Annotated in this window: 10 protein-coding genes; 3 read left to right on the top strand and 7 right to left on the bottom strand. The window is 57.8% G+C overall.

Going from position 1 to position 21,319, the window contains the following annotated elements; all coding sequences use genetic code 11:
- Positions 1-225: 225 nt before the first annotated feature.
- The 3 genes from gph to DSD30_RS01410 form a co-directional block, all read right to left on the bottom strand.
- Positions 226-888: a phosphoglycolate phosphatase gene (gph, locus tag DSD30_RS01400; RefSeq protein WP_114007815.1), complete on the bottom strand. Its 663-nt coding sequence runs from the start codon at positions 886-888 to the stop codon at positions 226-228.
- 31 nt (positions 889-919) lie between these two features.
- Complete coding sequence (locus DSD30_RS01405) at positions 920-1,618, bottom strand: HAD-IA family hydrolase (protein ID WP_114007816.1); 699 nt, start codon at positions 1,616-1,618, stop codon at positions 920-922.
- An 88-nt stretch (positions 1,619-1,706) separates the two neighbouring features.
- Complete coding sequence (locus DSD30_RS01410; protein WP_114008560.1) at positions 1,707-2,729, bottom strand: class 1 fructose-bisphosphatase; 1,023 nt, start codon at positions 2,727-2,729, stop codon at positions 1,707-1,709.
- Positions 2,730-2,827: 98 nt separating this feature from the next.
- Between DSD30_RS01410 and DSD30_RS01415 the strand changes: the two genes are divergently transcribed.
- The 3 genes from DSD30_RS01415 to DSD30_RS01425 all read left to right on the top strand — a co-directional run bounded on the left by DSD30_RS01415 (position 2,828) and on the right by DSD30_RS01425 (position 10,084).
- On the top strand, positions 2,828-3,754 hold the full coding sequence (locus DSD30_RS01415) for a LysR family transcriptional regulator (RefSeq protein WP_114007817.1): 927 nt from the start codon (positions 2,828-2,830) through the stop codon (positions 3,752-3,754).
- Positions 3,755-4,025: 271 nt separating this feature from the next.
- Positions 4,026-5,966, top strand: coding sequence for an autotransporter assembly complex protein TamA (locus DSD30_RS01420; RefSeq protein WP_114007818.1), 1,941 nt, complete (start codon positions 4,026-4,028; stop codon positions 5,964-5,966).
- Between the two features lie 113 nt (positions 5,967-6,079).
- Positions 6,080-10,084, top strand: coding sequence for a translocation/assembly module TamB domain-containing protein (locus DSD30_RS01425; protein WP_114007819.1), 4,005 nt, complete (start codon positions 6,080-6,082; stop codon positions 10,082-10,084).
- Positions 10,085-10,140: 56 nt separating this feature from the next.
- Here the strand turns inward: DSD30_RS01425 and DSD30_RS01430 are convergent, their stop codons facing one another.
- From DSD30_RS01430 to DSD30_RS01445, 4 genes are all read right to left on the bottom strand, one after another.
- Positions 10,141-10,920 carry a substrate-binding periplasmic protein gene (locus tag DSD30_RS01430; RefSeq protein ID WP_157967509.1) on the bottom strand — a complete coding sequence of 260 codons (780 nt, stop codon included), beginning with the start codon at positions 10,918-10,920 and terminating at the stop codon, positions 10,141-10,143.
- A 13-nt stretch (positions 10,921-10,933) separates the two neighbouring features.
- Entirely contained in the window at positions 10,934-13,333 is a 2,400-nt protein-coding gene (locus DSD30_RS01435) for a putative bifunctional diguanylate cyclase/phosphodiesterase (protein WP_198662771.1), read from the bottom strand.
- Positions 13,334-13,533: 200 nt separating this feature from the next.
- Complete coding sequence (locus tag DSD30_RS01440; RefSeq protein ID WP_114007822.1) at positions 13,534-16,296, bottom strand: sulfide/dihydroorotate dehydrogenase-like FAD/NAD-binding protein; 2,763 nt, start codon at positions 16,294-16,296, stop codon at positions 13,534-13,536.
- Entirely contained in the window at positions 16,293-21,290 is a 4,998-nt protein-coding gene (locus DSD30_RS01445) for a 2-oxoacid:acceptor oxidoreductase family protein (RefSeq protein ID WP_114007823.1), read from the bottom strand. Before DSD30_RS01445 ends, DSD30_RS01440 begins: the two co-directional genes overlap by 4 nt.
- Positions 21,291-21,319: the final 29 nt, after the last annotated feature.

A 21,319-nucleotide genomic window follows, 5' to 3' on the forward strand; every position in this document is an offset into this window, starting at 1 on the left:
CAGGGAGGGAAAGCCCCGGCGGTCGACCTTGAACCTCGTGTTTGGCACTGTGTGATCTAAACACGGGTTGCCTCACGCGGCAAAACCTGAATTAAAATCTCAGAAATGTAAAGTTGAATTTTTGATACATAATAAAAATGCTGTTGAGAGCGACTCTCAACAGCACCATATTTGCCATAAAAATCAGATAGTTTCAGACTTTTATATTAATTGCTCTACTCACCTTCAGGCAAGGACATAGGCACGCAGAGCATCAAAATGGGAGAAGGAAAAAGTGTGTGGCAGGCTTTCCAGTGGGGCCTTGCGATAGCCTTCACTATAGAGCGCAAAAGCGGGACCTGCGACACGCGCGGTCTCTGCATCGACTTCGCTATCGCCAACATAGAGGCACTGATCGACGCTCAGATTGCCATCCCCCAGAGCAGAAAGGGTGGTCAGCAACGGCTCGGCTGCGGGCTTGCGCTGGGGCAGGCTGTCGCCACCAATCACTTTGCCAAAATAGTGTGCCATATCCAGTTCCTTGAGGATCGACAAGGTCTGGGCTTCTGGCTTGTTGGTGCAAAGGCCCATCGGGATGCCCGCCTCGGCCAGCGCATCAAGGCAATCGCGGACGCCGGGATAAAGGGTGGTACGCCCGGTCAGAGCGGCATTGTAATGATCGAGAAACGCCTTGATGAAGCTTTTCTGGCTGGCCTCATCCAGAGGCAGGTCAGTGGCCTTGGAGATCCGTTCCACCAGATTGGCAACGCCATTGCCAACAAAGGACCTGATCGTCGGCAGGTCCAAAGGTGATTTGCCCTGATCCTGCAACAACTTCTCGGATGCCCCATGAAGATCTGGAACACTGTCGATCAGGGTTCCGTCGAGATCAAAAATAACTGCCTTCATGGTCTTCCTTTCCTTTGTCAGCGGGCTCTTTTCACGGTCCCGCCTTTCCCGTCGTGATGGCCAGAATATGATCGGGCTTGATATGATCGGACACCCAGTCGGCGGCGCTCAGATCATCTTGCTGGCAATATAGGCTCGGCGTGGCATATACCGCCAGCCCCGCAGCCTTGGCCGACGCGATGCCCGACTGGCTGCCTTCAAAGGCAAGACATTCTTGAGCGGTCAGGCCCAAGCGATCAAGCGCCAAATCATAGAGATTGGACTCGGGCCCCTTATGGCCCATATCCTCACAGGCCGCAACGACTTCGAAGATTTCATCCGCCTCTTGCCCCCAGCAAGAGCGGCACAGGGCCTCTACATGGGGGCGCTTGGCGGTGGTGGCAATGGCCAGCCGCAAGCCCCGATGCAAGGCATGGGCGATCAACTCCTTCACCCCGGCCCGCAACGACAACAGGCCCTCGGACAGCAGATCACGGTAGCGGCGCATCTTGGCCTTGTAGATGGCACGGATTTCCGGGTCTTGCAGGGTGCGCAGACCATTGGGATGAGCTTTTTGATAGGCCCGCATCCGTTCCTTTCCACCGGTGATGCGCAGCAGTTTGTGGTAGGTCTCTTTCGACCAGTACCAGTCGAGGTGAAAGAACTCGAAGGTGTCATTGAAAGCGCGACGATGCGCCTCCTCGGTTTCCGCAAGGATCCCGTCGACGTCGAAAATCAGTGCCTTGATCATAGTTCCCCCCAATTGCCACCCTGCTTGACGCTCTGTCTGATGGATATGGTAAAGTTTCTCGCCCTCAAAAGAGGGCCAAAAGGTGAGGTTATCGTCGGTCTGATGGCACCACGCCGGACAGACGGTCGAGTTCCTCGTCGGACATGGCGTGATAGTCCACGACCCGCGTCACATTGTCCGCCGACCCAAAAACATAAGCGGTGCGCACATGCAGTTTGGGTGCGGTCAGGGACAGAATGTCATTGACACTGTCGGTTGCCCGCCCACCGGCCTGTTCAACCAGAAAGGCGATTGGCGCGGCTTCGTAGACCATCCGCAACCGGCCTGCGCCATAGCCATCACGCTGGTCGGACGGATAGAGAAAAATCCCACCCCGGCTCATGATGCGATGGGTCTCGGCCACCAGAGAGGCAATCCAGCGCATGTTGAAATTGCGCCCCTTGGGGCCTTCAACCCCGGCCATGCAGCCATCGATGTAGGTGCGCACGGGCTTGGTCCAGTGGCGATAATTGGACGCATTGATGGCATATTCCGACGAAACCGAAGGGATCGTCACATTCTCTCGTACCAGACAGAAACGGCCACTGTCAGGATCGAGAATGTAGAAATGCGTGCCGTTGCCGAAGGTGATCATCAGTCCTGTCTGTGGCCCATAGATGACATAGCCTGCGGCAATCTGTTCATGGCCGGGGCGCAGAATGCTGGCCTCGGCATCGGCCTTGGCGTCAAACAGCGAAAAAATGGTGCCAATGGAGACATTGACGTCGATATTGCCCGAGCCATCAAGGGGATCGATGGCAATTGCCACCGCACCGTCCGGGTCGAGGGGCAGGATGTCTTCCTGTTCCTCGGAGGCATACCAGCGGACATTGGCAGTGCTGAGCGCAGCGCGAAACAGGTCATCGGCGATGACATCAAGCGCTTTTTGCCCATCTCCGTCGCTGTTCATCTCGCCGACTTCCGTGCCCAGGGCCTGTTCCAGAGGCCCCTTGGCAATGATGCGAGAGACATCACGCGCCGCTCCACACAGGGCGTCTATGGTGGCGAACAACGCGGCGGGAATGCCGTCGGCTGCGATATTGTGATCCGGTTTCTGTTGAGGCGTCAACATGTTCCCATAAACTCCCACTTGACGGGTTGGTTCTTTCATCCCACAGTTTCAACGAAAGAAAAATTTAAAAATTTCTATCTCATCTTAAAGAAAATCGAATGCAGAAGATCAATGCAGTGACCTTGAAGCAGTTGCGGGCGCTTCGACACGTGGCCGCAGAGGGATCGATTTCCAGTGCGGCGGCCGAGCTTGGTTTGACCGCCCCTGCTGTTCATACCCAGATCCGTAACCTCGAGAAAGCCCTAGATTGCGCAATTCTCGAACAGTCTGGTGCCTTTGGCGCCCGCTTCACACCGGAAGGGCAAGTGATGCTGGAAGTGGAGACGCAGATCAGCGCCAGCCTGACCAACGGTCTGGAGCGCATCCGCTCGCTGCAGCATGGCCAGAGCGGGTTGGTGGTGCTCGGTGTGGTCAGCACGGCGAAATATTTCGTCCCTGGCCTTGTCGCCCAGATCAACCGGGCCTTCCCCGAGATTGATGTCATCCTGAAGGTTGGCAACCGACAGGAAATCCTGCGGGAGCTCAATGACAGCAGTCTCGACCTGATCATCATGGGACGGCCGCCCAGAAGCCCGATCAACATAGCCTACAATATTGGTCCCCATCCCCATGTCATGGTGGCCTCCAGTGACAATCCCCTTAGCCATCGCCGCGATATTCCGGCGATGGATCTTCTGGCCGAGACCTTCCTTGCGCGGGAAGAAGGATCGGGCACCCGGTTGCTGATGACCCGCTATCTGGACCGGATCGGCGAGGGCGTGCCCTATCGGATGATCGAGATGGGATCGAACGAAACCATCAAACAGGCGGTGATGGCCGATCTGGGTGTGGCGATGATTTCACAGCATACGGTGACCGAGGAAATTCGGTCAGGGCGGCTGGTGGCGCTGGACGCGCCGGAGCTGCCAATGACCCGGCAATGGTATGTGCTGCATCGCGAGGATCTGACGATCTCCAAGACGACGGAAACCGTGCTTGATTTTATTCTGGCGCAGAATGCCGCGTTTCTGCCAAGGCTCGATTGACCGTCCACGACCCTTCTCCCCGTCATACGGTCCAACAGTTTCAAAGGCTTAAAAGCGCCATTTTGTCCCTGATACGGGTCTTTGGCGGATTAGGCTTCTGTTAACGATATGCTCAGGCTTGTTTGTTAAGCTTGCCTTGTCCGGGTCAAAGATTTTGCCTATATCATGGGTTCAGTCTTGTCATGGTCACCATGGATTACGGCAAATCGCCCCTATCCTACGGGGGCATTTTGCTTTAGGAATCGGGACTGGGTGCTGGAGTGTATTGAGTATGCCATTTGGTCCAAAAGGGAATCGGCTTGATAGCCGCTGCCGTGCTTTCGCGGCGGTGCGCTCACGGCTGTCCGCACCAGCGCTAGCCTTGTTGCTTGCAAGCACCGGCCTCTCGGCCCCCGCACAGGCCTTTGAATTTCTCGGGTTCAATTTCGGGTCCGAAGACAAGAGCGCTAAAGAACAGGATATTCCCGATCCGGTCTCCTATCAGGCCGCTATGGCTGGCATAGAAGGGGACCGCAAGGCGGCGCTCAAAGACGCCTCTGTCCTCATAACCAAACAGGAACAGCCTGTCTCGGGCACGACCGGATTGCTGGTTCGGGCGCGCTCGGACCAGAAACGATTGATTGGTGCCCTCTATCAACAGGGGCGCTATGGCGGGGTTGTCGAGATCCGGGTCAATGGCCAGCCTTATGAGGATGTGCCGCTGGATGCCGACCTTCAAGCCCATGGCCCTGCGCAGGTGGAAATTAAGGTGCAGGAAGGCCCGGAATTTCGCTTTGCTGCGCCAAAGGCGAGCCTGAGCGACGGCACGCCGATTGCCCTTGCGGACTATGGCATCATCGAGGGCAAGATTGCCTTGTCCGAGCAAGTGCTTGAAGCGGAAGACGCGATCGTTGCGCATTATCGACGCGCAGGCTATCCGTTGGCCAAAATCAGCCAGCGCCAGCTCGAAGCCGACCATGATCGTAACCTGCTCGATGTTTCACTTGAAGTGGAAACCGGCCCGCAGGCACGACTGGGTGCCGCGCAGATATCCGGGTCCAAAAGCGTCGATGCAACCTTCATTCGCCGTCAAGCCGATGTACCCGAAGGGACGCTTTACACACCCGAGGCCATTCAGGCGACGGCCAAGCGGCTGCGGGCGCTTGGGGTGTTTGACAGCGTGATTGTCAAGACCGCCGATGAGGTTGGCCCGGATGGTACTGTGCCGGTGCTGATTGACGTCAAGGAACGCAAGATGCGCACGCTGGGCGCCGGGGTCACGGTGGGCAATACCGATGGCATCGGCCTTGAGACCTTCTGGACCCATCGCAACATTTTTGGCCGTGCGGAAACCCTGCGCATCGAGGGGGGCGTTGCCCGAATCGGGCAAAATGATTTCGACCAGCTCGACTATGATGCCGCGGTTCTGTTCGCCAAGCCCGGTGTCATTGGCCCGGCCAGCACCTTTGATGCCAAGCTGAGCGTTAAAATCGAGAATCCCGATGCCTTCCACAAGCGCGCCATCAGCGGCGAGGTCGGCATTCGACAGCAAATGTCAGATGAATTGTCCGGCCGCATCGGCATCAATGTGGAATATGCCCGGGTCAAGGACAGCACAAGCTCCCAGACGAGCCTGCTGACAGCCCTGCCGATGGAGTTGAGCTGGGACAATCGCGACAACAAGCTCGACCCGACCGAAGGCTTTCAGGTGCTGCTCGAGGCAGAACCGACCATCAGCGCCAGCGATGACGTGCACTTTTTCAAGATCGGTGCCACCGCGACCGCCTATTATGCGCTTGATGAGGCCAAACGCTTCGTGCTGGCAGGCAAGATCGCCGCCGGGTCGATCATCGGGGCCAACAAGAGCGATATTCCGGCCGACCGCCGTTTCTATACCGGTGGTGGTGGCTCGATCCGTGGCTATGCCTTTCAGGCGGCTGGCCCACGGGATGCCGCCAACAAGCCATCCGGCGGGCGTTCCTATGCGCTTGTCTCGGTGGAAGGGCGCATGCGGGTGACCGACACGATCGGTCTTGCGGCGTTTGTCGATACGGGCGGCAGCTTCAATTCGACCCTGCCCGGCAAGGATGGCGACTATTATACCGGCGTCGGAGCCGGGATCCGCTATCTCACCCCTGTTGGCCCATTGCGGCTGGATGTGGCTGTTCCTTTGAAGAAAATCAAAGGCGAGCCACAATATGGTGTTTATTTGGGGTTAGGTCAGGCCTTCTGATACGGGGTTGGTTCGTCTTCATCGGACGCCGTGCCCAAGAGATGCTTCGCGTGTGAATGCGTGGACTTGTCGCTGCAACCTGTCACCAGAGATCATGACAATTCGGGGATTAGATGAAAGCTGCTTCCTTCTGGCAAAGTGTCCGACCTTGGCTCAAGCGTGGTCTGATCGCCGTTGCTGCGTTGTTTTTGCTGATCGGACTTTCCGTCGCGGGTTTACTGGGCACCGGAGCGGGACGATCTTTCAGCGCCGATCTGATCAATCGCTTAGCCAGTTCCGAGGATCAACGGATCGAGATTACCGGGCTTGATCGCCTGATTGGCGGCGTTCGCATCAAAGGCCTGACGCTGGCTGATCGCGACGGCGTTTGGTTGGAAGCGTCCGATTTCACCTTCACCTACAGCCTGTCGGATCTCTTGTCCCTGCGGCTCTCCTCGGACCAGTTGAGCCTTGGCCGTCTGGTGGTGCATCGCGCGCCGATCAGTGCAGCGCCCGACCCTGCCCCCGCCTCGGATGGACCATTGATTCCCGACCTCCCCGCCCTGCGAGCCCGAATCGAGCAAATTGCCATCTCGGAAATCGTTCTTGGTGAAGACCTGCTGGGCAAGCCAGCAAACCTGTCTTTGGCCGGGCACTTGACGATGGAGGATGCTCCGCTGCATGTCAGTGGCGCACTGAGCGTGGCACATCGCGACCAAGGGGACGGAGCGATCAAGGCCAGCTGGGATTTTCTGCCGTCCGAGAACAAACGACAGATGGCGCTGGAGCTGGATGAACCACGCGGCGGCTTGGCCGCCCGACTGCTGGACATGGCCGCGCTGCCTGCTGTGCGCCTGTCCTTGCGCGGCGACGGTCCTGCAGAGGACTGGCGCTCCAAACTGTCCGTATCGCTTGACGGCACCGCAATTGTCGAAGGTGGCCTGACAGCACAGCTGACCAATGAGGCAAAGCAGATCCAAGCCGCATTGACTGGCAATCTTGCGCCCTTTGTTCCCGGCCAGTTGGTGCCATTGGTGGCAGGGAAAAGCCAATTGACGCTGGAGGCCAAGGAACAGGATCAGGTTATCACCCTGTCAACCTTCGACTTTGCCTCTGACCTTGCCCATGTCAGCGCCTTTGGAACGGTGGATCTGGCCAATCAACAGCTTGATGTCTCCTCGGAACTTGCCTTGGGGCAGGATGGGCTCGCCATATCTTTCCAGATACCCGATGCTGCGCCGGTCCTTGTCGAACCGATTGCCTTGGCAATGCGGATGCAAGGCCCGCTGACGAAAGCCCGTTTCCGGGCGCAACTGGCCGCAGAACGCATTGCCCAGGGCGCTCTGGTGATCTCTGAGACAAAGGCGGATTTGGTCGGCTCCGACATTGATTTTCAGGCAGGACAAGGCGCCCTGACGGCCAAGTTGACTGTGGCATCCCTCAAGACCGGAACCGCGCAGGCAGACTCCCTGCTTGAAGGACCGATCCAACTGACGGCTGCGGTCAGTCTGGCTGATGGCAATCTGTCGATTGCCCAAAGCCAATTGAAGGGCCAACATCTCGCCGCCGAGGTTGCTGGCACGGTGGCACAGGACGAACTGGCACTTGAAGGACAGGCGAATGTAAGCGGACTTCGTCGCATCGATCCGCAACTGGCTGGAAGGCTTCTGGCCAAATTCTCGACCAGTGGCCCCCCCGCAGACCCCGCTGTTTCCCTCAATGTAACCGGTCAGGATGTGGCCATTGCCGGCAAAGCGGTCGAAGACCTCATCTTGACGCTGACGGCGGATGCAGCCCCGACGCTGACGCTGGACATGTCTGGGCGCTATGACGACGCCCCCTTGTCGGTCAGCTCTCGGGTGACCAGCGACGAGACGGGTGACATTGCGATCAAGGATGTGAGCATCAAGGCACCGGGCGCGGATATTTCCGGTGCTCTGACGGTGTCACCTCAAGGGATTGCCGCTGGCGAGCTGAGCGTCAATGTCGCCGCGCTCGACAAACTCGGTCCCTTGCTCTTGCAACCTGATCTGAAAGGCAGCGTCACAGGCACCCTCAACCTCAATGAACAAGGCGGCAAGCAGGCCGTGTCACTGGCAGCCCGTGCCCCTGATATCAGCCTGCCCGGTGTGCGGCTGGTCAGTCTGGATCTCAATGGCAGTCTGTTCGATCCCGCAGGCACACCGGCCACCAAGCTGACCGCACGCCTTGACCAACTGACAGCAGGCGGTGAAACCCTGCGTGGCCTCGAAGCCAAGATCGACGGATCCGGTGGGCAACTGCCTTTCACGGCCCGTGCCAGTTTGTCCGGTCAGCCTTTGGGGCTGGATGGTACATTCCTGCAGGAAGATGGCCAGATGGCTCTGGCGCTCAACCGCTTGCAAGCCAGTTGGAAGGGCATTGCCGTCAAACTGACGGAAGCCACGCAAATCGACCTGAGCAACGGCGCACGCTTCATCAAGCCGCTCACCCTGTCAATCGATGGCGGACGCGCGACCCTGACAGGCGCCGCCGCCGATACGCTTGATCTGACCCTGTCGGTTGCGCAATTGCCTTTGTCGATTGCCGACAAGGTTGCCAAGACGGGAGAAGCGATCTCTGGCTCCTTATCGCTGGAGGCCAAAGTGTCTGGGGCATCGTCGAACCCGCTGGTGCGCTGGACGGGAACAGTGTCAGGCCTCAGCGCCCGGACCATGCGCAACACGGGAACCCCTGCCCTTGGCATTCAAAGCGAGGGGCAGTTTCAGGGCAGCAGCATCGTGATGAAAAACCGCATCACCGGTGGCGGGGCCGATCTTAGCCTTGCCGGGCTGGTGGCTCTGGAGCCGCAGCGGCTTGATCTCGACGTCAAAGGCGGTTTGCCTTTCGGCCTTGCCGCCAGAGCTCTGGCTGATGCGGGAATCCGGCTGGACGGCAATGCCCGGATCGAGGCAAAGATCAAAGGATCGCCGTCCGCCCCGGATGTTTCAGGCCTGATCCGCACCAATGGAGCACGGTTGATCGAATTGTCCTCGGGCGTGGTGGTGCGCGATCTGTCCGGTCAGATCGTGCTAGGAAAACAGCAGGCACGGCTTGAATCCTTCACAGGCCGGTTGGGCAAGGACGGGACCTTGAAGCTCGGCGGGACAATCGGCATCGATCCACAGCAAAGCCTGCCCGTTGATATCAAACTGAGCTTGCGCGATGGGGCCTTCAAGCATGAAGATATTTTGACAACCCAGTTCAATGCAGATCTGGCTCTCAAGGGAGCACTGGCAGGCGCCTCGGTGTTGACTGGAACGATCAATCTTTCCAGCACGGAAATTTCCATCCCGGAAAGCCTGCCGGGCAGTATTTCCCCGGTGGCGGTGGAGCATGTGAACGCCACTGGCAAAGTGGCAGAGCAGGCCAAACGCTTCAAGCCAAAGGAAGAGGCCGGTGCGTCGCAGGGCTCCTCCATCGGACTTGACCTCCTGATCGCCTCGCCACGGCGGATCTATGTGCGCGGTCGCGGGCTTGATACCGAAATGGGCGGCACCATCCGGATAACCGGCACGACCGACAGCCCCAACCCGGTTGGTTCGGTGTCGCTTCTGCGCGGGCGAATGGATCTTCTCTCCCGCAGGCTCGATTTTGACAGTGGCACAGTCACCTTCGCGGGCAGCCTTGATCCGGCGCTCGATTTCAGCGCCACCACCACAAATGCCGGGGGCAGTTATACCCTGAGCGTCGGCGGCTATGCGTCTTCGCCGGAGATCGCCCTCTCCTCCTCGCCAAGTTTGCCACAGGACGAAATTCTGGCGCAGATTTTCTTCAATGAGAATATCAGCGATCTGTCGCCGATCCAGCTGGCGCAACTGGCCAATGCGGTGGCGACCTTGAGCGGGGCGAATTCCGGCCCCGGTCTGGTGGACCGGCTGCGCAGTCTGGCAGGCATCGACAATATCGATGTGAAATCGGACGCAGAGACCGGGGAGACAACCGTCGGGGTTGGCCGCTATCTCAATGATCGCACCTACATCAACGTGGAAAAGGGTGCGACCAGCAACTCGGGCAAGGTGACGATCGATCTGGAAATCACCAACCAACTCAAGGCGCGGGGAGAAGCGGACGTGACCGGCAAGTCGAAAGCAGGGATTTTCTTTGAACGTGACTATTGACGCCTGAGACGCGTCTGACAAGCGTTGCGAACAATCCGCTCACTCCGGTGCCCAGCTCACTTTAGCGACATACGGTACTTTTTCAGGATCGCCGCATGAGTGCCATCCTTCTTCATGGCATCGAGTTGATCCTGCAAGGCCCGAACGATAGCGTCCGGGGTCTTGATGCTCAAAGCCAGATAGAGGGCGCTGCGCTGCAATTCATAGATAACCTCATAGTCTGAGGGATTCTGTCCCATTTCGGCCAGCTGATACATCGAAACACTGGTTTCATAGGCAATCGCATCCAGCCGGTTGGCAATCAGTTTCTTGTAATTCTGCCCATTGAGCAGGACCGGTTCGATACGGCTGCGGGGCATGTTGATTTCCTGCAGCAACAGATGGCCGATATCATCCCTGACGGCGCCAATGCGCAGGGTAACCAGATCGCTGAGCGACTGGATCTTCAAGTGCCGTTCCTTCTTGGCGATCACTCCGACCACCGTTGGCACAAATGGACCGACCCATTTGAACAAATATTCACGGCTCGGGGTGCGGGTTGTCGAGAAAAGCGCTTGATCCTCTTCGGACTGAACCAGCTTGTAGGCACGAGTCCAGGGCAAGAGGCGAATGTCCGCGACGCCCAGCTTGCTGTCCACACGCTTGAGCATTTCAGCCATGATTTCAGTGCTGACCCCTTGAAGGCGGTTGTCTTTGCTGAAATTGAAGGGCGGATAGTCCTCGGTCATAATCGACAGGCGATCCACCGGACTGTCGGCCGAAGCTGGCATCAACGCCGCTAGCATGACAGACAAAGCTGCCAGAAACGGGATCACAATATGCTTCCAAATGGCCATTTTGGCCTCCTTCTTACCCGGCCATGGCCCCACTTGCCCACCGGGCATCCTCGATAAATTGATCGATGGGCACCGGTCGGGAATAGTAATATCCCTGCGCCATGTCCGCGGCAAGATCATGGACCCGTTCAGCATCCTCTTCCGTTTCTACCCCTTCAATGACCACATCGAGATTGAGTTCGTGAGTCATGGCAACAATGCCTTGCAGCAAGGTCTGGGTCTTTTGGGCGCGCACCGGATGGGACTCAGCATCTGCCATCATCCGCACGAACGACCGGTCGATCTTGAGAATACTGACCGGAAATTCATTGAGATAGCTGAGCGAAGAATAGCCGGTGCCGAAATCATCCAGCGCAAAGCGGCAGCCAAGGGCACTGATCGCATCAAAAATCTCGCCAAGATGCTCGATCTCCTGCATCAACACCGTTTCGGTGATTTCCAGCACCAGTTTTTCCGGCGGCAAGCCATGTTGCATCAATTTCGTCGCCAGTTTGGCAGGTAGGCCAGGCAGGAACTGCGCCGCAGACAAGTTGACAGTCAGGTAGCAATCCTTGAGCAGCGGTATCGTCTGGAAGGTGGCCAGATGCTCAATCGCCAGATCGATCACCCGATCACCGATTTCAAGGATTTGCGTCGATTTTTCCGCCGTTTCGATGATTTGTTGTGGCGGCATCAGACCATTCTCGGGATGATTAAGACGCAACAAGGCCTCAAGTCCCGTCATGCGATCCTCTTGAATGTCAATGATCGGCTGGAGGTGCAATTCGAACCAGTCGTTCGCCAGTGCCTGATTGATCAACTGCTCGATTTCAAGGAACTGACCGGCATGCTGCCCCAGCTTCTGGTCATAAAGCGTGTAACCATTGCGACCGCTATTCTTGCGGTGATACATGGCCACATCGGCAGACTTGATCAACTCACTGGCGCTTTTTGCATGGTCAGGATAGATGGCAATGCCAATACTGACCGCTACCTTGAAATCGTGGCCGCGAATGCAGTGGGTCTCGCCAAGCGCCTGCTGGATTGCCTCGGCCAGTTCAACCACCCGATCAACTGCATTTTCTCCCTTGACGACAACAGCAAATTCATCGCCACCGAACCGCCCGACAAACTCATTCTCCTGTGTCAGGCCGCTGACGCGATTGGAAACCAGTTGCAGCAGTTCATCACCCGCCCCGTGACCGAGATTGTCATTGACCCATTTGAAGCGATCCATGTCGAGGAACAACAATCCCATGCTGGAGCCAGTGGCGCTTGCTTCCTCGACACCGAGCCGGATGACGTTGGCCACGCCTTCGCGGTTCATCAAGCCGGTAAGGCTGTCGGTTTCCGCCAGCACGCGCAAGGCGTCCTTCGCCTTTCTCATGCTGGTGAAATCGGTCATCACCGCCAGTGTCATCTGTTCGCCAGTCAGGCTGTCACTGTCGATGGTTTCACGGATCAGAATGTCGATGATCGTGCCGTCCTGTTTGCGAAAGGCACAGGTCACTTCGGCAAATTCACCCGCCTTGAGCCCGCGAGTGTCGGGCTTGTTGAGATATTCGGCCAGATGTTGCTCTGGAATAAAATCGGAAAATCTCCGCCCGATCACCTCAGCTTTCCCATAGCCGGTTTCGGCCAACCAGAAATCAGATACCGCCCGGATCACGCCGTGGGAATCGAGGGAATAGAGCAGAGCCGGGGTGTTGTTATGCCAGTCCGTCAGTCGCTTGTAGGCGCGCTTGATACGCAGGCTTTCGGATTCCAGTTTGTTCTGCATATCGTTGAAGCTGGCAGAGACGCGGGCGATTTCGTCGTCTTCGGTAAACTCCACCAAATGCTTGCGACCAGTTGCCTGCGTCGCGGCAATTGCCTTCATCAATCGGAAAATCGGACGGTCGATCCAGTAGCGATTGAAGAACAAAGCCGCGAGCAAAATGGCGCCAATCGAAATCGACATCAGAAGCAACGACTTCAACACGACCGACCAGATGGTTTCGGCGATGCCGAAGTGATCGAAATGCAACTGCAGCCGCCCGACCTTGACAATTTTCCCATCGACCTCACGCTCAACTATGGTGCTGAGAACCGAGTGATCGCCATGGCTATGCCAATGATCTTGCGCGGCACTTTCAACGCTGACCAGCAAGGTCTCGCGATGGTCATAGATCCGGACCTCGCAGATATTCTTTTCCAGCAGCATGGTGTCCGCCCAACTGGGCAGGCTGTCATAATCGAAATCCCACAGAGGTTTTTCCAAAGAGGCTGCGTTGGTCGTCAGAAGCGCATTGTTGCGATCGTTGAACTCATCATTCAGGGACCGCTTCATGACGCCCACATAGATGGCAAGCAACGGCACATTGACGACCAGCAAGGTCAACAACATGAGGGCCATGAATTTCCGATGAATCGACTTGCCTAAATATGCGCGCATGCAGAGTCTCTTGTTCTTTTCTTGCATCCAATCATATGGACGTAAAGAAAATAAGAATCCCTCCAACTTCCCCTAAGTATTTTTGCGGCTTCATATGTGTTATTACATATTCCTCAATAGCTTGGAGCGTGGTTGCTCAAAAAAGCGCGCCCCCAACACGGGGCCGCGCTTGTCTTGCTCTTTGCAGTTTTTGCTGCCGATCAGCCGAGGCCATGATCTTTCATGCTGGTGGCTTCCTGCGTTTTGAATTGATGGAAGCGCGGCATGAACTTGTCCCATTCGACAGTGTGGGCATCAAATTCCGGCCCATCGATGCAGGCATGCAATCTGAGTGGTTTGCCCTCTTCCGTCAGAACAGGCACCATGCAAGCCCCGCACATGCCGGTGGCATCGACCATGATCGAGTTGAGGCTGACCACGGTTGGCACCCCGTAAGGCTGGGTCAGATCGCTCACCGCACGCATCATCATCGGCGGGCCGACCGAGATCACTTCGGCAATGGCACGGCCCTTGGACGTCTTGCCATCCTTCAGCATGGCCTCAAGCGGTGTGGTGACAAAGCCTTCGATACCGAAGGTGCCGTCGTTGGAGCAATAGATGACATCGAGCTGATCGCCATATTTGGCTTGCAGCAGGCCCATCCGTTCATCTTCGCCAGTCCAGAAGAGATGGTCGGCAGAGCGGAAACCAATGATCATGGTGACATGATTGCCCTTGGCCAAGTGGGCCTTGGCGATTGGATAGATCGCAGGCAAGCCAACACCGCCAGCAGTGAAGACCACGGTTTCCTTGTCGGCATCATAGCCATGGACGGCGCTTGGTGCCCCCAATGGTCCGGCAATGCCGGCAAAGGCATCGCCTTCAGCCATCTTGTTCATCAATTTGGTTGAGGTGCCCATCCCCTGAATGACCAGATCGATGGTGCCCTGCTCAACATCCCAATCCGCCAAGGTCAGCGGGATCAGCTCGCCATCCTCGGTTGCCAGAATGCGGACAAATTGTCCGGCGCGGGCCGATTGGGCCACGACAGGCGCTTGCACCGTCATCTCTACAATGCCATTGGCAAGGTCGATATGCTTGGTGACGGTATGCTCTGCCTGTCCCAGGCCGGTGAAGTGATCGGCTGTCTTGACGCGGGTGCGAATGTCGGCGGCATCAAGATCGATTGAGCCGACAATTTCGCGGGCCGCAGCCTGACCGTCGCCTGCGGCGAGAATGGCGGTTGAGCCACCACGGGCAGCATCGCCCCCGGTATAAACATCCTTGATCGAGGTTTCCTGACTGTTCTCCTCAACCTCGATGGTGCCCCATTTGCTGAGCTTCATATTCGGCTCGGAGGCCGGAATGATCGGGTTGGACTTGTTGCCGAGCGCCATGATGACCAGATCGGCGGGCATGTTGATCTGCTCGCCGGTTGGCTGTGGCCGTCTGCGACCAGAGGCATCTGGCTCTCCCAACTCATTGACGTCCACCACCGCATGGGTGACAAAATGGGTGTGGTGATCGCCGACAAATTCCGTCGGGCCGCGCAATTCGGCCAGCTCGATGCCCTCTTCCAGCGCATGATGCAATTCCTCGACGCGGCATGGCATCTCGGATTGGGTGCGGCGATAGACGATGGTCACCTTGCCGCCCAGACGCTTGGCGGTGCGGGCCGCATCCATCGCGGTGTTGCCGCCACCGATGACGAGGATATTCTTGTCCTTGACCTCTGGCAGCGGGGTTTCATAGCTGGGATCACGACCGCGCATCAGATTGACGCGGGTGAGGAATTCGTTGGCCGACATGATGCCAAGCAAATGCTCGCCGGGCACATTCATGAAGGTTGGCAGGCCTGCGCCGGAGCCAACGAAGATTTTCCAGAAGCCTGCCGCTTTGAGATCTTCGAGGGTGGCGGTTTTGCCAACAACGAAGTTTTTGACGAAGCGTCCGCCCAAGGCATCAATCTTGGCGACCACATCGTCGATCAGGCTGTTGGGCAAACGGAATTCCGGAATGCCATAGCGCAACACACCGCCCAGTTCATGGAAGGCTTCAAATACCGTTACGGGGAAACCTTCGACCGCCAGCAGATAGGCATTGATCAGGCCGGATGGACCTGAACCAACCACGGCGATGGGGGGCTTTTCGGCCTTTTCCCATGGGCTGACAATGCCAGCAAAGCGGGCCATGCGGTCCGGCTCGGCCAATTTTTCATGTTCAGGCAAATACCATTCCAGCTGGCCGATTTCGATGGGCCGTTTGGTATGTTTGCAGACGCCCTGACATTGATGCTCTTGCGGGCAGACGCGGCCTGTGACGTTGGGCAGCGGGTTGCACCCCTCGATCAATTCCAGAGCCTGACGGATCTTGCCCTTGCCGAGCAGATCAATCATTTCGGGAATATGGATCTTGACCGGGCAACCGCCAATTTTCTCGCTCTTTTTGTGGCGCTCCATGATGACGCCAAGCTCGCAAGGGCGATCCTCGCATTGCTTGTCGCGCAGCACTTCGAGCCAGACAAACAGATCGACTTCCCGCAGGCTATAGCCGAGCGCCTGATAGCCCAGATAGCCTTGGTTGACGAGTTCGAAGTCACGGCTTCTGTCTTCAGGCGGGCGGACATAGGGTGGGATGAAATTCTCTGCCGGCCAGCCTTCCGACAGGCCCTTGAACATCGGGTAGCGGTCGGACAGATGGGCATCGAGCGCCCGGATGAAGGTGCGCTTGAATTTGAGCGGCAGGCCCCAGAGAAATCTCTGGAGCACTGTGCTCATGTCATCATCGCGCAGCAACAAGGCCCAGAGGGTTTTGGTGAAACCCTCTGCCAGCTCGCCTTGCTGGAACTCCCATGCCACGGCCTTCATGCCGTCATTGACGAACAGGGAGCGCAGGGACCTTGGATCCGCTGCGAGATGCTTTTTCAGAACGTCGAGTTGCTGGGCAAACAGCGCGTCCTGATTGATGGCTGTATCGACACTCATTTGACGATCTCCGCATCACAGGTGGCTGACACCCGATCAAGCCGGGCGCGCAATTGAGGGGTCATCTCGACCGCTTCCAACGCGCCGGGGATGGTGTGGGCCACCGATTTGGCCTGACCATCGACGATGATCTTGGTCAGTTCGAACAGCTCAGGCACTTCCTCGTAACAGGTCTTGCAGTCGGTGCACAGGCTCATATCCTCATCGTGGATATGCGGCACGCTAGACCCATTGGCTGCCGGGGCTGCCCCAGAGGCCGCTCCATTGGCAGCTGGTGCCGCAGCGCTTGGCGCCAGAGCATCGCCCAAGCCGAAGGCGGCGGCCGGAGCACCAGACGATGCCGCCAGCTCACTCATGCCGGTGGCGATGCTGTCCATGCTGGTCTCACGGGCATCCAAGGCGTCCTTATATTTGGCTTCCAAGGCTGCCAGTTCTGCCTTGTGGGCCTTGTCGAGGGCAACCACATGGAGACCGGCCAGATGTTTGAGGGTGCGCCAATAGCGGCGGCGTTCCTCAACCAGATGGACGATGGTGGCACCAACCTCCATTTTGACCAGATTGCGGTTCTTGTCGGTGGTCAGCACATAGGCAACCATCCGCCCCCGCTCAGCTATTGGCAGGTCGATATAGTCATGGACCGGCGCTGCCTCGACGCCGTCTTTCAATGGGCGGAACTGCTTTTTGAAGCGGGTTTCATCCAAAGCGAAGTCGGCGGGCGTGACTGGCACATCCATCAGTTTCAATGCACCGTCCTCGAGATATTCGAGGCTGCGGGTGGCCCAGTCTTGATCCAGAGCCGGGTTGCCGTCGAGCGAAAAGCGCTCGGCCAGCGTGTCACCCGCCCGTGGGTCATGGACAAAGAGCGGGCTGACGCGGGATTCGACCGCCAGCTTGGTGCGGCGATAGGCAGCGTCATCGGCGATGCCATGTTCCCCCTGACAAGGGGTATAGACATCGAGCAGGGCTGGCGAGGTGGTTTCTTCCAGATAGGCCCGCAAGCTTTTCAGGAAATGCCCCTGCATCGCTGTGGCGCTTTGCACCACAAAGACCTGCGGATGGAAGGCGGCGATCAGACCAAGTTCCTTGCGGTCTTCCTGCTTGCCTGCCACGGCCGGACCAAAGCGGGCCAAGTCACTATCCTGCCCGGAGAGCGACGCGGTGGAGGCCTGACCACCGGTGTTCGAATAAACCCCCGAGTTCAGCACCATCACCTTAACCGGCGTGTTGCTGGACAAGAGCCGAGACAGGGCACCGAAGCCAATGTCATAGGCTGCGCCATCGCCGGAAATATTCATCACGGTTGGCATCAGGGCACGTTCGGCCTTGGTGAATTGCTGCCACTCGAAATTGCGCAAAGCCATATCATCCGTTGCCGGATCATAGGCATCAGCCAATTCGAGCTTGGCAATGCGGATGGCCTTGAAGTCGACCGCGGCACTTGCCGACAGCCCCTCAAAAATCCCCTTGGACAAGGCCGGGCTGTCCTGAAACAGGCTGTTCACCCATGGGTCATTATAGGGGTTGAACGGGAAGGTCGAGGCATAGACCGAGCTACAGCCGGTGGCGTTGGCCACCACCATCGGGGCCGGACCATTACCGGTTGGACCACCTTCGAGCAAGAAGAGGCGTTTTTCCAACACGTCAAGAGCCCCGTCAATGCGGGCCAGACGAACAGCATCATCGCTCACGCTCTGGCGTTTGGCCTGAAGTTTATTGAGCAGGCCTTCCAACTCGCGGATATGGGTGCGCTGGCGGCGTTCATTCAGTGCATGGGTGGCGGAGACCACCTGCCGGATCGCGGTCACCTCACCACAACCACGGCAAGCCCCATGACCGCCGGTGGTGGCATAATAGGTGTCGCGGTCAAGCATCATCCGCTTGAGATCGCCTTCCGGTTCAAAGGCAGGCTCAATGAAACGTTGCGGGGTGCTTGGGGTCTTGCTGTAGAAGGCGAATTCGGCTTGCAGTTTTTCGAGCAAGGCCGCGTCCTGATCTTCGACAGACAGGGCACCGGGGCCGCAAATGTCGATACATTCCAGACAGCCAGAGCATTTCCACGGGTCAACGGCCAAGGCATAGAGGCCACCCGAGCCGGTATGGTCTTTTTCCGGTGTGTCAAAGAAAGGCCTTGTCTTGGCAACCGGCAGGATGGCAACGGCGTCAGCAATGCGAGCAAGATTGCTCTTGACCACGGCGCTTTCGACATAGAGCTCTTCCACCGCATCGGCGACAAGTTGCGCAAAGGGCTTGCCATCCGTCGAAGCTTGCAGACGGCCTCGGACAGCCGCCCCAATGGTGCGGATATATTCGCGGACCACTTCGCGCTGAGCGGCTGGCATGTCGAGGTCTTTGGCGGCAGTCATCAACAGATCGTCAATGTCGAGCACGCTGGCTGGCAGGGCGGCATCGGGACAAACCATCGTACAGTCGATACAGCCGGTGCAGAGATCAGGATCAAAGACTGGAACCGAGCGGCGGAACAGGCCCTTGTCCTTGGCCGCTGCCGTGCCCGATGGCATGAACATGCCCGCCCCCGGCAGAACCGGCGCTTCTCCGATGGTCCCGTCCCGGAATGGTGAGGCCATGGTTTCTTCATAATAGTCGTGATCGAACATGCCGACCGGTGAGGCATCATTGGCGATGCGGCAGGCCGAGGCGGAAATACTCGCAGCAAAGGCTGGCGCCTGATCGGGCAGCTTGGCGATTTCGGCCAGATCATCTGATTGGTAGTCCATCTGGCGGGTGGCTTCGAGGCCATCGCGGATCACCGCCATGTTGCCCTCGACCACGGCCTGACCCTTGGAGCCGAATTTCTTGGCGATTTGGTTGCGCACCATATCGAGCACGGCTGCTTCATCCGCCCCTTGGGTGACGCGCTCCACATGGCCACAGACCGCGCCAATGAAGGCAATGCCCATCATGCGGGTTTCCAGCTCTGGCGATGGGGCATGTTTCTTGGCGATGGCGAAACCATCGAGCACAAAGAAATTGATCTTGCGCTTGATGATGGTGTCGCGGAAGGCCTTTGGCAGATCACGCCAGACTTCAGCACGGCTGAGGCTTGACTGAAGGATGAAGGTACCGCCCTCAACCAGCCCGCGCAACGGGTTGGAATGGGAGAAGACCTTGTGGTCCGGCGAAATCACCACTTCGACATCTTCAAGATCGGCGTTGGTGATCTTCACGGGTTCCGGGCTCAATGTGATGTAATAGTTGGTTGGTGCCCCGCTTTTCTCCGAGCCATATTTCGGCGCGGATTTGGAATAGAGCCCCAAGGCATTGGCCAGAATGTCGGTCAACAATTTGCCCGTGGCGATGGTGCCGTAGCCACCGACCGAGTGGAAGCGGATGCGCAAGGCGCCGTCTGGCAATAGGTTCGGGTTGGGCTTGGTGTCGATCGCCATCATTTCCGTTTCCGGATAGGCTTCTTTCAATTTGGCCTGCAACTCGCCAATGGCCGGGCTTGGATTGGCGACAAAGAATTGGCTACCGAGATAGACAAAGGGCTTCTGGCCCGTTTCCATATTCTCATAAGCCGCGATCAGATGGCGTGGCTGAAGATCATGGGCCCCAAGGCCGAAAATGGCAGTGGTGACTTTGGGCATATGCTCAAGTGCCGGAATGCCGACATAGCGTTCGCCGTCGCGGTTTTCGACCGCCTTCATCAAAGCTTCCTTGACGAAGGTGGTCAGTGCGGTGACATCCGAGCGCTCCAGGATCGTGACCGCCTTCTTGCCCTGCAAGGCCTCGACCAGATCAGCTTCCGGGAACGGCTGAAGCAGTTTGACGGAAATGACGCCGACCTTCTTGCCCTGCCGCCGCAGATAGGCTGCGACCGCTTCGGCGTCGTCGGTGACCGAACCAAGGCCGATCAGTACCATCTCGGCATCATCGCATTCAAAGGTCTTGAGCGGCGCATAATCGCGCCCGGTCAGAGCGGAATATTCAGCCATCGCATCGCGGACAAAGCCCGGCACGTCGCGGACAAAGTGGGTGCGGTGATCGACGGCACCGGCCTGATAGTCGGGCTGGTTCTGCACACCACCGGTCAGGCCCGGATTGTGAATATCGACCTGTGCTGGAACCCGCTGGCGGGTGCCTTTTTCAAAAGCATTGAGCCATTGACGACGCCATTGGTCATGGAGCTCGGATGGCACCAGAGCGAGGGTCTCGTCGATCAGTTTGGCTTCGCTGTCTTTCTCGATGGCGTCCGCATGGGCATCGAGGAAAGCGATCAACTTGGTGTAGATGTCGGTTTCCATGTCGGCGCTGTGGCGGCCCAGATAGCGCTTCAATTGGAAGACACGGCCCTTGGCACCGAACAGCATCTCTTGGGCCACCGTTGGGCAAGGGATGCGATCATTGGGATCACCGATGAAGGCGCGGAGCAACGCATCCTCCGGCATCATCACTTCGCTCATCATGTGCGATGTGACAAAGCCATCCATGGCATTGGTCACCGGCACCATCGACATGGCGCTGACCTTGTAGGAAATGGCGGCCAGATCGGCGGCTTCCTGCGGGTTGGAGCCAAACAGAATGGTATAGCCCGATGGCAGCAAGGCATAGACGTCATCATGACCGGCCATCACATTGAGCGAATGGCGGGAGACGGAGCGGGCTGCCACCTGCATGACAAAACCGCCGACTTTCTTGCCGACGGTTACATAATGGGATTCGAGTCCATAAAGCACACCCTGTGAGGAGGAGGCGTTGGAAATATACTGCCCCCCGGTGAGGGCTGCACCCAGCGCGCCCGATTGGGCGGAATGCTCGCCTTCAGGCTCGAAGAAGAAGGGGTGTCTACCCCAAATATTGACCCCACCGCCTGCGCGGAAGGCTTCGTATAATTCAGCAATTTCGGTTGATGGCGTGATCGGATAGCCAATCACCCCGCCGCATACCTGGCCCATCACCTGCGCGATGGCACCATTGCCGTGAATCACTGTCGAAATGCCCGGGAATACCGGTTTTTTGGAAACTTTCTGGTCCATTTGCTCCACCCGACGACAGCCGCAGCGGG

The organism is Cohaesibacter intestini (genome assembly GCF_003324485.1).
Classification (GTDB): Bacteria; Pseudomonadota; Alphaproteobacteria; order Rhizobiales; family Cohaesibacteraceae; genus Cohaesibacter; species Cohaesibacter intestini.

Bases quoted from the DNA above. Each gene is read 5' to 3' on its own strand.
- gph (WP_114007815.1), bottom strand. From the start codon at position 888: ATGAAGGCAGTTATTTTTGATCTCGACGGAACCCTGATCGACAGTGTT.
- DSD30_RS01405 (WP_114007816.1), bottom strand. From the start codon at position 1,618: ATGATCAAGGCACTGATTTTCGACGTCGACGGGATCCTTGCGGAAACC.
- DSD30_RS01410 (WP_114008560.1), bottom strand. From the start codon at position 2,729: ATGTTGACGCCTCAACAGAAACCGGATCACAATATCGCAGCCGACGGC.
- DSD30_RS01415 (WP_114007817.1), top strand. From the start codon at position 2,828: ATGCAGAAGATCAATGCAGTGACCTTGAAGCAGTTGCGGGCGCTTCGA.
- DSD30_RS01420 (WP_114007818.1), top strand. From the start codon at position 4,026: ATGCCATTTGGTCCAAAAGGGAATCGGCTTGATAGCCGCTGCCGTGCT.
- DSD30_RS01425 (WP_114007819.1), top strand. From the start codon at position 6,080: ATGAAAGCTGCTTCCTTCTGGCAAAGTGTCCGACCTTGGCTCAAGCGT.
- DSD30_RS01430 (WP_157967509.1), bottom strand. From the start codon at position 10,920: ATGGCCATTTGGAAGCATATTGTGATCCCGTTTCTGGCAGCTTTGTCT.
- DSD30_RS01435 (WP_198662771.1), bottom strand. From the start codon at position 13,333: ATGCGCGCATATTTAGGCAAGTCGATTCATCGGAAATTCATGGCCCTC.
- DSD30_RS01440 (WP_114007822.1), bottom strand. From the start codon at position 16,296: ATGAGTGTCGATACAGCCATCAATCAGGACGCGCTGTTTGCCCAGCAA.
- DSD30_RS01445 (WP_114007823.1), bottom strand. From the start codon at position 21,290: ATGGACCAGAAAGTTTCCAAAAAACCGGTATTCCCGGGCATTTCGACA.